At 67.1% G+C, this 10,997-nt stretch carries 10 protein-coding genes and 1 tRNA gene; 3 read left to right on the top strand and 8 right to left on the bottom strand.

Annotation, left to right across the window (positions count from 1 at the left end; all coding sequences use genetic code 11):
* Window positions 1–60: 60 nt before the first annotated feature.
* Window positions 61–133: transfer RNA gene (locus AC6JAC_RS09710), tRNA-His, on the bottom strand.
* A gap of 131 nt (window positions 134–264) precedes the next feature.
* Window positions 265–900, bottom strand: coding sequence for an oligoribonuclease (orn, locus tag AC6JAC_RS09715; protein WP_081818762.1), 636 nt, complete (start codon window positions 898–900; stop codon window positions 265–267).
* Window positions 901–1,056: 156 nt separating this feature from the next.
* On the opposite strand from orn, the gene mptB reads away from it, so the two are divergent.
* Entirely contained in the window at window positions 1,057–2,613 is a 1,557-nt protein-coding gene (gene mptB, locus AC6JAC_RS09720) for a polyprenol phosphomannose-dependent alpha 1,6 mannosyltransferase MptB (protein WP_028268963.1), read from the top strand.
* A gap of 35 nt (window positions 2,614–2,648) precedes the next feature.
* On the opposite strand, the gene AC6JAC_RS09725 is transcribed toward mptB, so the two are convergent.
* Window positions 2,649–3,335 carry a DNA alkylation repair protein gene (locus AC6JAC_RS09725; RefSeq protein WP_028268964.1) on the bottom strand — a complete coding sequence of 229 codons (687 nt, stop codon included), beginning with the start codon at window positions 3,333–3,335 and terminating at the stop codon, window positions 2,649–2,651.
* 108 nt (window positions 3,336–3,443) lie between these two features.
* Between AC6JAC_RS09725 and AC6JAC_RS09730 the strand changes: the two genes are divergently transcribed.
* Window positions 3,444–4,349, top strand: a complete 906-nt coding sequence (locus AC6JAC_RS09730) for an aldose 1-epimerase family protein (RefSeq protein ID WP_028268965.1) — start codon at window positions 3,444–3,446, stop codon at window positions 4,347–4,349.
* An 8-nt stretch (window positions 4,350–4,357) separates the two neighbouring features.
* Here the strand turns inward: AC6JAC_RS09730 and xylB are convergent, their stop codons facing one another.
* Window positions 4,358–5,785 (bottom strand): xylulokinase, encoded by a 1,428-nt coding sequence (gene xylB, locus AC6JAC_RS09735; RefSeq protein ID WP_028268966.1) that lies wholly within the window; start codon window positions 5,783–5,785, stop codon window positions 4,358–4,360.
* Window positions 5,786–5,871: 86 nt separating this feature from the next.
* Window positions 5,872–7,059: a xylose isomerase gene (xylA, locus tag AC6JAC_RS09740; protein WP_028268967.1), complete on the bottom strand. Its 1,188-nt coding sequence runs from the start codon at window positions 7,057–7,059 to the stop codon at window positions 5,872–5,874.
* A 137-nt stretch (window positions 7,060–7,196) separates the two neighbouring features.
* On the opposite strand from xylA, the gene AC6JAC_RS09745 reads away from it, so the two are divergent.
* Window positions 7,197–8,435 carry an ROK family transcriptional regulator gene (locus AC6JAC_RS09745; RefSeq protein WP_028268968.1) on the top strand — a complete coding sequence of 413 codons (1,239 nt, stop codon included), beginning with the start codon at window positions 7,197–7,199 and terminating at the stop codon, window positions 8,433–8,435.
* Between the two features lie 34 nt (window positions 8,436–8,469).
* Here the strand turns inward: AC6JAC_RS09745 and AC6JAC_RS09750 are convergent, their stop codons facing one another.
* From AC6JAC_RS09750 to AC6JAC_RS09760, 3 genes are read right to left on the bottom strand one after another with little or no spacing between them, the layout of a single operon-like run.
* Window positions 8,470–9,075: a GNAT family N-acetyltransferase gene (locus AC6JAC_RS09750; protein ID WP_497964464.1), complete on the bottom strand. Its 606-nt coding sequence runs from the start codon at window positions 9,073–9,075 to the stop codon at window positions 8,470–8,472.
* A complete protein-coding gene (locus tag AC6JAC_RS09755) occupies window positions 9,072–9,830 on the bottom strand; it encodes an alpha/beta hydrolase (RefSeq protein ID WP_028268970.1) in 759 nt (252 codons plus the stop codon). Before AC6JAC_RS09755 ends, AC6JAC_RS09750 begins: the two co-directional genes overlap by 4 nt.
* Window positions 9,818–10,912 carry a LacI family DNA-binding transcriptional regulator gene (locus tag AC6JAC_RS09760; RefSeq protein ID WP_497964466.1) on the bottom strand — a complete coding sequence of 365 codons (1,095 nt, stop codon included), beginning with the start codon at window positions 10,910–10,912 and terminating at the stop codon, window positions 9,818–9,820. The genes AC6JAC_RS09755 and AC6JAC_RS09760 overlap by 13 nt, the downstream gene beginning before the upstream one ends.
* Window positions 10,913–10,997 lie beyond the last annotated feature (85 nt).

Raw genomic sequence — 10,997 nt, forward strand, 5'->3', positions numbered from 1 at the left:
GGCCGCACCGGATAACCGGTGCGGCCTTTAGGTAAGGGCGAAAATCCTGCCCTTCATGAGGGTGAGCTACGGGGGTTGAACCCGCGACCTCCTGGACCACAACCAGGCGCTCTGCCAACTGAGCTAAGCCCACCATGTGCCCCGCGAGACCGTCCGGGTTACCGGCTGTCTTGGAAGGCAACGTCATATAGCTTACCTGCTCCGCGGGGCTGTTTTTGCCACTTTTGCCGGTTTTAGGAAAATTTCCTTCAAACGTGGCGCAGATTACTTTTCCGTCGCCGCTGCAAGGGACTCGGCGGAGGCCATGACGGACTTCGAAATGCGCTGGGCGGTGGCACTGTCCGGTCCCGGCGCCGGGACGAAGACTGCCTCCCGGTAGTAGCGCAGCTCATCGATGGAATCCTTGATGTCGCCGAGGGCGCGGTGCCCGCCGTGCTTGGCCGGAGCCTGGAAGTAGGCCCGCGCGAACCAGCGCCGCGACAGTTCCTTGATGGTGCTGACGTCAATGACCCGGTAGTGCAGGTGCTCCACCACCGCCGGCATGTCCCGGGCAAGGAAGACGCGGTCCGTGCCCACGGAGTTGCCGCCCAGCGGAGCCTTGCGCGGATCCGGAACCCACTTGGCGATGTATTCCATGATCACGGCTTCGGCCTCTGCCATCGTCTTTCCGTGCGGAAGCTCTTCGAGAAGCCCGGATCGGGTGTGCATGTCGCGGACGAAATCGTTCATCTGGGCCAGCGCGGCGTCGTCCGGCCGGATGACGACGTCGACGCCGTCACCCAGGATGTTGAGTTCGGAGTCCGTCACCAGTGCGGCCACCTCGATTAGGGCGTCATTCTTGATGTCCAGGCCGGTCATCTCGCAGTCGATCCAGACAATGCGTTCGTTAGTAATAGGCACCCGACCAGCCTACCGTTCCGCTGCCACGGAGCTGTCCGGTGCTAGGATTTCGATACGTGGCGGTGCGCTGTTTTTGCTGCCGCGGCCCCACCCCCGCCGGCGTGACCGGCTGCTAGCGGGTGAACAATGCCCCACAACAGATTGGACGATCCTGAGATGACGGCGCCTGTGCCTGCGGCGGGAAGAGTGGCTGCCGGTACGTCACCGGAGCCGGTTGAGGCTGAAGTGGACAACGCCCTCTCGCCGCTCCTCTCGGGGTTCGCCGGCTCGATGTTCATGGCGATCGGCTCGCTGGGCGTCGGCTGGCTTGCGCCCGTCTCTGAACTTCGCCGGCTGCCGCTGTTCATCTGGATGCGCACTGAAGCGGTAGGGGTGGCACTGTCCATCGTGCTGCTGGCCGTCGGCGGCATGCTCCTGGTGCGGGCCTGGCTTCGCCTTGGCCAGCGTGTCCGCGTCTGGGGCGCGGGTGCCCGGAAGGCCACCCTGCAGGCTGTGGCCCTGTGGGGGCTTCCCATGATGTTCTCGGTCCCGCTCTTCAGCCGTGACGTCTACGCCTACATCGGCCAGGGCCGGCTGATGGTTGAAGGCTTCAATCCCTACGAAAACGGGATTTCGGCACTCTCCAACTATTTCCAACTCGGGGCCGACAAGATGTGGACCGAGGCACCCGTTCCCTACGGGCAGTTGTTCCTGTGGATCGAACAACTGGTGGTGTGGTCCACCAACGTGCAGCCCGAGGCGAGCATCATGCTCTTCCGTGGTGCCGCCCTGGTGGGCGTGGTGCTGTGCATTGTGTACGTTCCCAAACTGGCGGAGCTGCACGGCGTGAATCCGCACCGCGCGCTGTGGCTCACCGCAGCCAATCCGCTGTTCCTGACCAACTTCATCGCCAGTGTCCACAACGATGCGCTCATGATCGGCCTGGCGCTGGCCGGACTTTATTACTGCGCCACCAAGCGCGTGGTGTTCGGGCTGGTCCTCGTGACGCTGTCGATCTCCGTCAAGCCGATCACCATCGTGTTCCTGCCGTTTATCGGGCTCCTATGGGCGGGAAAGAACGCCGGCTGGCCGCGGAAGTTCGTTTTCTGGGGACTCACTGCCGGCATCAGCCTGGCGATGCTGTACGCCATGAGCCTGGTGAACGGCTTTGGCTTCGGCTGGGTGAACGGACTCTCCGCGCCGGGCAGTATCTGGATCTGGTACGCACCGGTGGGCCTGCTGGGGCTTGTGGTGGCATCCATCTCGAACGCCTTCGGGCTGGACGGCTGGGGACTGGCCAAATGGGTTTACGACGCCGGCAAACTGCTGGCCGTCGGAATTGTCGCCTGGCAGATCTTCCGCGGCGACCACGACCGCCTGATGCGCCGGCTCACCCTGGGGTTCGCGGCCGTGGTCCTGCTCGCTCCCATGATCCAGTCCTGGTACGTTGTGTGGCTCATCCCGCTGTTCGCCGTCACCGGCATCCGGGACGACTGGCAGGTGAAAGCTCTTTACTTCATCGTGTCCTTCTTTATGGTCTACGCCATCTCAGACCAGCTCGAGGTCTTCCCCTACCTGCAGACGGAGGACCTGGGCCTTCCGCTGGCACTGGCACGCAACGCCGCGGCCATCATCGCGCTGCTGTTCGCGCTGTACCTGATCTTCCTGGATCCCAAAACGAAGCAGCTGTTCAGCAAGCCGGATGAGCCGGTTACCACCCGCCCGGTCATCTGAGGCGGCCGCAGGGCCGGGAGTCACCGGGCCGGAAGTCACCCGGCCGGGAGGTTCTTAAGGGCCTCGCGGCGGGAGAGCGGGCTGAGCTCCGTGCCGTGGCGGTCAACGAACTCCCGGACCCAGGCCGGATCGGTCTTCGCGTACTCGCGTAAGGCCCAACCAATGGCCTTCCGGATGAAAAACTCCGGGTCGGACAGATTGGCCTCGATGACCGAGGCGAGCAGCTCCGGGTCGGTGGCGGCCTTTGCCGCGAGCTGGGCGGTGATGGCGGATCTGCGGATCCACATATCGGGGTCCTTGCTCCAGGCGCGGAGGATCCGGTCGAGCTCCGGACGGTGTGCCTGCAGCAGGGCGCACATCCGGTGCGCCACCCCGTCCACCAGATCCCACCACGCCCCGGTCCGGATAATCTCTTCGTATACCGGCAGCAGTTCCAGCCGGCCGACGGCCAGCCGCGAACCCGTCAGGTCAATGGCGGCATACCGCTCTTCCCGGAATGCGGCCGAACGCCAGAGCGCCAGGACTGTATTGCTCAGGTCCTGGATTGAACTGCAGGGCCACTGCGCGGCGGCGCCATGGGTGATCTTCCGCACCTCGGGAACCCTGACTCCAAGCGACGGCATGTCCGACTTCATGTAGGCCTGGCTTCCGGCTGCCCGCACCGGGTCTGCCGAGTCCCGCAGCCGGCTGCGGATTCCGGCTATCAGTTCTTCGTTCGCCATGGTGGCAACTCTACTGGCGGACGGTCACGTCATCCTTGCCCTGTCCGACAGGCGGTGTATTAGAATAGTGAGCGCTAACACACCATCTCCGGCAGTAAATGGACACCTATGACCCCCACCGAGCATGAGATCAGTTTCGGCCCCTACACCGCAATCGCGACGGCCCGTGGAGGAGCACTCCGGGAGCTGCAGCACGAAGGCCGCGATCTGGTCATCGGCTTCGGGTCCGAGGGGGAGATTCCTGACTACCGCGGCGTCATCTGCGCCCCGTGGCCCAACCGGCTGGCTGATGGCCGGTACAGCTTCGACGGCAAGGAGTTCCGGTCCGCGGTCAACGAGGAAGCCCGGGGGACTGCACTGCACGGCCTGGTGTTTGGCGCGCTGTGGGAACTCCAGGAGCACACCGCATCCTCCGTCCGCCTCGGTACCCGTGTTGAACCGGGAAAGGGGTATCCGGGGCGCCTTGACATCTCTGTTGAATACGAACTCCGGGCTGACGGGCTGCGCGGCACGGTGCGCGCCGAGAATGTTGGCCCGGACGCCGCGCCCTACGGTGTGTGCCCGCATCCGTACCTCCTCGCCGGACCTGCCCCGCTGGATGAGTGGACCGTGCAGATCCCGGCCACCGAATTCATGGAGGTGTCCGCCGACCGGCTGCTGCCGGAGGGCATGGCCGGCGTCGAAGGCCATGCCTTTGACTTCCGGTTTGAGCGGGTCCTGGGTGCGGTCGAAATCGACCACGCCTTTGCCGGCCTGATTCCCAACGAGGACGGACTCGCGGCAGTTCGGGCCTACGACCCGTCCGGCACCGGCGTCGAACTGGAATGGGATTCTGCGTGGCCGTGGCTGCAGATCCACACGGCCGACAAGCCCGCAGGGCCATCCCGGCTGGGCCTCGCGGTTGAACCCATGACGTGCCCGCCTGACGCCTTCAACAGCGGAACCGACGTGGTCCGGCTGGCCCCGGGGGAGTCCCACGAGGCCAGCTGGACCGTCCGCGCAATCAGTCGCTGAGGTAGGCGTCAGCCGGCGAGATAGTTGCTGGCGTACCGCCGGTACTGTGCAAGGACCTCCGGTGCACCGCCGTCGGCTGCCTCTACTTCGGTGCCGCCGGAACCCCACTGCGGCCATTGACCCGTCAGGACGGCTGCCGCCTGGCGGGCGGCGCCGTCGGCCACGTATTCCCCTGGTTCGGGCACCACCACGGGGAGTCCGAAAACGGACGCAGCAATCTGCTGCACGGCCGCTGATTGCGCCCCGCCACCCACCAGGATGATCCGGCCGGCCTTCACTCCCTGGGCCTGCAGGGCGGCCAGGCCGTCCGCAAGGGAGCAGACCACGCCCTCGATCGCGGCCCGGGCCAGGTTGTCTCGGGTGTAGCTGGCCAGGGTGGCCCCGTGCAGGGATCCTGTGGCGTCGGGCAGGTTGGGCGTGCGCTCGCCTTCGAAGTACGGCACGAGTGTGAGGCCGCCGGAACCGGCCGGGGCGGCGAGGGCCAGTTCGGTGAGTCCGGCAAGGGTTACTCCCAGCAGCGCGGCCGTGGCATCGAAGATCCGGGTGGCGTTCAGGGTGCAGGCCAGCGGGAGGAAGTTGCCCGTGGCATCTGCGAAGCCTGCCACGAGTCCGGTGGCATCGGCGGACGGGGTCTCCGAGACGGCGAATACCGTTCCTGATGTCCCCAGCGACACCACAACGTCACCCGGCCGGGCGTCCACGCCGAGGGCTGCGGCAGCGTTGTCGCCGGCGCCGGGGCCAATGAGTGCGCCGGCCGGCGTCCTGCCGGCGGCTTCCAGGGGGCCGACGACGGCGGGAAGCGCCGGAAGATGGCCCAGTACCTTTTCGAGGACTTCCGGGAGATAGGTTCCCGAGGCGGTGGAAAAGTATCCGGTGCCGGACGCGTCCGATCGGTCGGTTCGCAGGAGCTGCAGCGACGACGGCCCGCTTCCCGGGCCGTGGCCGGCCAGGCGCCAGGACAGCCAGTCGTGCGGCAGGCACACGGCCGCAACGCGGCGCGCGTTGTCCGGTTCGTTGCGGGCAAGCCAGCGGAGTTTCGTGATGGTCAGTGATGCCACCGGGACCGTACCCGTCGCCTGCGCCCAGACGTCGGCGCCTGCCGCCGCATCGCCGTCGCCGGCAGCTGCGATAAGTTGTTCCGCGTCGCCTGCGGAGCGGGTGTCGTTCCACAGCAGTGCGGGACGGATCACGGTGCCGGAGGAGTCCAGGCACACCATGCCATGCTGCTGGCCGCCAACGGAGACGGCGGCAACGTCATCGAGGCCGCCGGCCCGGGCGATGGCCTCCTGGAGGGCGGTCCACCAGTGGTCCGGGTGGATCTCGGTGCCTTCGGGGTGGGCCGCGCGCCCTTGGCGGATGAGGGTGCCGGTCTGCGCATCCCGGATCACCACTTTGCATGACTGCGTGGAACTGTCGATTCCTGCTACCAGCGGCATGTCGGTTCTTTCTGAAGGGCTCTGCCGCCGGACCCGGGAGTACGGGTCCGGCGGCAGCGGGTGTTTGTTGGGCGGGGGAGCCGGGCCTAGCGTGCTCCGAGCAGGTGCTCGATGGCCAGCTGGTTGAGCCGGACGAATGCAAACGATCGCTGCGCGGCAGCATCGGCGTCGAACTCCGCGAAAGCGGACGCGTCAGCGAGCAGCTCCGCGGCGGTCTCCCCGGCGGCGAGCGTGGGCTCGCCGAGTTCGAAGACCCCGGAGGTGGCCAGCGCTTCCTGGACGTCCGGGTCGGCGCGGAAGGCCAGGGCCCGCTCCTTCAGGAGCAGGTACATGGACATGTTGGACTTCGCCGATTCCCAGACGCCGTCGTAGCCGTCGGTGCGGGAGGGCTTGTAGTCGAAGTGGCGCGGGCCGTCGTACGTGGGGCCGCCGTTGGGGAAGCCGTTTTCGAGGAGGTCCACGGTGAAGAAGGCGCTGGTGAGGTCGCCGTGGCCGAAGACGAGGTCCTGGTCGTATTTGATGCCGCGCTGGCCGTTGAGGTCGATGTGGAAGAGCTTTCCGGCCCACAGTGCCTGGGCGATGCCGTGGGTGAAGTTCAGTCCTGCCATCTGCTCGTGGCCGGTTTCCGGGTTGAGGCCCACGATGTCGCCGTGTTCGAGCTGGGCGATGAAGGCCAGTCCGTGGCCGACGGTGGGCAGGAAGATGTCTCCGCGGGGCTCGTTGGGCTTGGGCTCCAAGGCGATCCGCAGGCCGTAGCCCTTGTCCTTGATGTACGCCGCAGCCGTGTCCACGCCTTCCTTCATCCGGTCCAGGGCGGCGGAGAGGTCCTTGGAACCGTCGTACTCGCTGCCTTCGCGTCCGCCCCACATGACGAAGGTTTCTGCACCCAGCTCGGCGGCAAGGTCGATGTTCTGCAGGACCTTGCTGAGGGCGAACCGGCGGACGGAGCGGTCGTTGGATGTGAAGCCGCCGTCCTTGAAGACCGGGTGGCTGAAGAGGTTGGTGGTCACCATGGGTGTCTTCAGGCCGGTCTCGGCCAGGGCGGTCTTGAAGTTCTTCAGGATCAGTTCGCGTTCGGACGCTGATGCATCGAACGGAACCAGGTCGTTGTCGTGGAAGGTGATGCCGTACGCGCCGAGTTCACTGAGCTTGTGAACGGCCTCGACGGGGTCCAGGGCCGGGCGGGTGGCGACGCCGAACGGATCGGCGCCGGTCCAGCCGACGGTCCAAAGGCCAAAGGTGAAGCGGTCTGCAGGGGTGGGCTGAAGAGTCATGAAGCATCCTTGGTTCAGGGTTGTGGAGGGTGGAGTCCCGGCTGCGGCCCACCGCCGAAGCGGCAGTGGATCAATTAGTTTTCAATCTGAACTATATGCATCATGATTGACTAAGGTCAATGATGAAGGCGGCGGAAATGTCACTGGGAAAAAATGCCGACGGCGGTACGGTCCGTCCTGCGCCCGGGCGAGTCGAGGATGTCCGGCGCGGAAACCTGGTGCGCATCCTGGCGTCCCTCGCGGAGCCTCGGACCGATCCGGACGTTCGCCCCACCCGCGCCGACCTGGCCGCCAGGACCGGCCTGACCAAGGCGTCCGTGTCCAGCCTCGTCGCCGAGCTCGTGGACGCCGGCCTGGTGGCGGAATCCGGTGCGGCCCGGGACGGTGAGCGCGGCCGCCCTGGCGTGGGCCTTGAGCTCAGCACCCGTCGCGGCGTGGTGGGCATGGAAATCAATGTCGACTACATTTCGGCCGGGCTCCTTGACCTTGGCGGGACCCTGCGGATCCACAGGACACTGGAATGCGGCAACCGCGGCAAATCACCGCAAGCCGTGATGGCCCTGCTGGCGGGTCTCGCCGCCGATGTTGCTTCGGAGGCATCCGCGGGCGGAGTCGAAATCCTTGGCGGGGGGCTGGCTGTTCCCGGCCTTGTGGACACGGGGTCCGGAACTGTTTCCAGCGCCCCCAACCTGAAATGGCACGGGGTTGCCCTTGAGCTGCACGGGTTGCTGCCGGGGGCACCGCAGGGCACACTCCTCCACAACGAGGCAAACTGCGCTGCGCTGGCGGAGCTCTGGTACGGGCACGGCGTTGATTTCCAGGACTACCTCTTTGTCTCCGGCGAAGTGGGCGTCGGTGGCGGCCTCGTCATCGGCTCGCAGCTCTTTTCGGGACCCCGCGGGCAGGCCGGCGAAGTGGGGCACGTAGTGGTGGATCCTTCGGGGCCGGACTGTTCATGCGGCGGCCGCGGCTGCCTGGAAACGTTCGCGGGCCAGGAAGCCATCTTCGCTGAAGCCGGCATTCCCGACGGGACCGCGTCCGCGCGGCTCGAACACCTCACCGAGCTGCTTGCGGCCGGAAATGCGGACGCCATTTCCGCAGTGGCGCGCGCCGGGCACTACCTTGGGATTGCCGCGGCGTCCACTGCCCGGTTGATGGATCTCTCAGCAGTTGTCCTCGGCGGCCATTTCACCCGGATGGGACCGTGGATTGGACCCGCCGTTGTCCGGAGCCTGGCGGACTTTGCGCCCGGCGTCGTCGGCCCGGCCGGTGTGGCAATCTCGGAACTCGGCCAGTCGGCCGCCCTCCTGGGCGCGGCCGGGAGCGCCCTGCGTTCGGTGCTGGCTTCGCCGCAGGGGTTGAGACCGGCACGCTAGGTCTTCACGTTAGGTCTTCGGGTCCGTCGAGGCCTCAGGCCCGAACGGCGAGGCGGACCACTGCCCGGCCGGGCACCGCATCGCTGACCACCTCGAAGCCTGCGTCCAGGAACAGCTTCAACGTTCCGTGGTACAGGTCAGCAGGGCCGGCTTTGGGACGCATCTCCGGATCCACCGGGTAGCCTTCCACAACGCCGGCGCCGTGATCCATGGCATGGCCGACGGCGGCGCGAAGCAGTGCTGCAGCCACGCCGCTGCGACGGTGCCCCGGCGCGACGACGAAACAGGTCACCGACCAGACGGAACCTTCGGGACCGTCCTCCGGCGGGCTCTGCACGGCCGGTCCGGCCGCCTTGAACACCTTCGAACGCAGGATCCTTGGGTAGCAGTCGCGCGGTTCAACCGCGCACCAGCCCACCGGCTGTCCCTCCCTGAAGGCCAGGACCCCCGGTGCCGGGGTATCGGCGTCGAACTTCGCCCGGAACTGTTTCTTCCGGTCCCCGGGCGTGACGTCATTCCACTCGGCTCCCGTCAGGGCAAAGAACCTGCACCAGCAGCGCGACGGCTCACCGCGCACTCCGAAAAGGCGTTCGACGTCGGGCCAGTCGGCCGGCGCTGTGGTCACCGACGTGGCGGTCACGGGCACCAGCCGTGTCCGGCGAGCCAGGTGGTACAAAGCTCGGTCCATCGCTCGACGCCGGCCACCCCGTCAGCGAGGCCCAGCCCATGGCGGCCGTGCGGAAAGATATGCAACTCTGCAGGGACGGCTGCCTGGCGCAGCGCCAAGGCATAGCGCAGGCTGTGTTCCACATCAACGGCGTCGTCGTCGGATGTGTGCCAGATGAAGGCCGGGGGAGTGCCGTCCGTGACAGTGAGCTCGGCAGAAAGCTCTGCCAGGAGGTCACCGGACGGCGAGTCGCCGAGCAGGTTGTTGATGCTGCCCTGGTGGACGGCCGCTTGGAAGGACACCACGGGGTAGCAGAGGACGGTAAGGTCCGGCCGGGACGACGGCAGGTCGAGAGCGTCGTCTCCGGCGGAAAGTCCCGAGGCGAGGGTGGCGGCCAGGTGGCCGCCCGCGGAGAATCCCAGCACGCCCACGCGGGAGCTGTCCACTGCGAGCCCGTGGCTGCCCCGCCTGATCCAGGATACGGCGGCCTTCGCGTCCGCCAGCGGTGCCGGGTGGCGGTGTGGCGCCACCCGATACCGGAGCACGAAAGCGTGGATGCCCAGCGACGCCAGCCATTCGGCCACCGGTTCGGCTTCGTGGTCGGCGTGGTGTTCGTAGCCGCCGCCCGGAAGGACCAGCATGGCCGGGGACCTCCGGGCAGCAGGCTGGCGGGCCGGGATGACGGTGAGGCCGGCCGGCGTCGCGGGACTGCCGCTCAGGCGGTCCACTCGGTGCTCCGCCTGAGCGTCACCTGACCCGTGACGGCCGGACCGTCGTCGTGGTGTCCTTCCGTAGCGCCGGGACCGGACCCCACGGTGCTCAGCGTGGCCAGGCGGCCGATCTCCTCCAGCGGCAGGCGGACGGTCGAGAGTCCCGGGCGGAAGTCCCGCAGGGTTTCGATGTCGTCGAACCCTGCGATCAGGGCGTCGCGGGGAATCCTGAATCCCTCGGCACGGAGCGCCGCCGTGGCGCCGATGGCCATGACGTCGTTCGCGGCGAAAATGCACAGGCCGGGCTGTGCGCCCTCATTCAGTGGTTCGGCTTCCCGGGCAGTCCTCAAGCGTTCGGCCAGCGCGAGGCCGGCGTCGTAGCCGCCGGCGCGGTTGAACGATGCCCGGAGGACTTCAGCTGCGGGGCGGCCAGCGGCGGCAAGGCCGGACTGGAAGCCGCGGACCCGGTCGTCTGAGGTGATGAGTCCCTCGGGCCCGCCGATGATCACGAAGTCACCCGGATGGCTGGCCGCCAGTTTCGCGGCGAGTTCCGCAGCAAGTTCTTCGTTCGGCACTTCCACCAAGTGGTATCCGTCCAGCGCGCCGGCTCCGACGATCGCCTGCCCCACCACGCCGACATGACCGCCGTTGCGGCAGTAGCGGTCCAGTTCGGCGGCGAGCTCGGCATTGCCCTGAGCGTCCTCCGGCCGGCTGGAACGGGAGCCGGCAATGACAATGGCGTCGGCCCGTCTGGCCGCAAAGGCGGCTACTGCTTCCTTCTCATCGGCCGGCGTCCCGCCGGTGGTGGCCAGCAGCACCATCTTGTGCTGTTCACGGGCCACGTCCTGCACGCCGCGGGCTATGGCCGAAAAATACGGATCCGCAATGTCGTGCACGATCAGGCCCACGAGTCCCGAGCTGGATTTCGCGAGCGCCTGGGCCTGGGCGTTGGGGATATAGCCGAGGGCTTCAGCCGCCTGCCGGACCCGCTCGGAAACCCCCGGACCGGGTTTGCGGGCGGACCCGTTGAGCACGCGTGATGCAGTAGCCGGTGAGACCCCGGCCAGTCGTGCCACCTCGGTGAGAGTGCTTGCAGCCACCGGTTTCTCCTGTTCAGCCAACGTGCGCGTAGTGGCCATTATGGCAGTTTGAACGACTTTCGGGAAAGCGCTTGCCATGAGGCGC

The organism is Arthrobacter sp. KUASC02 (genome assembly GCF_059739395.1).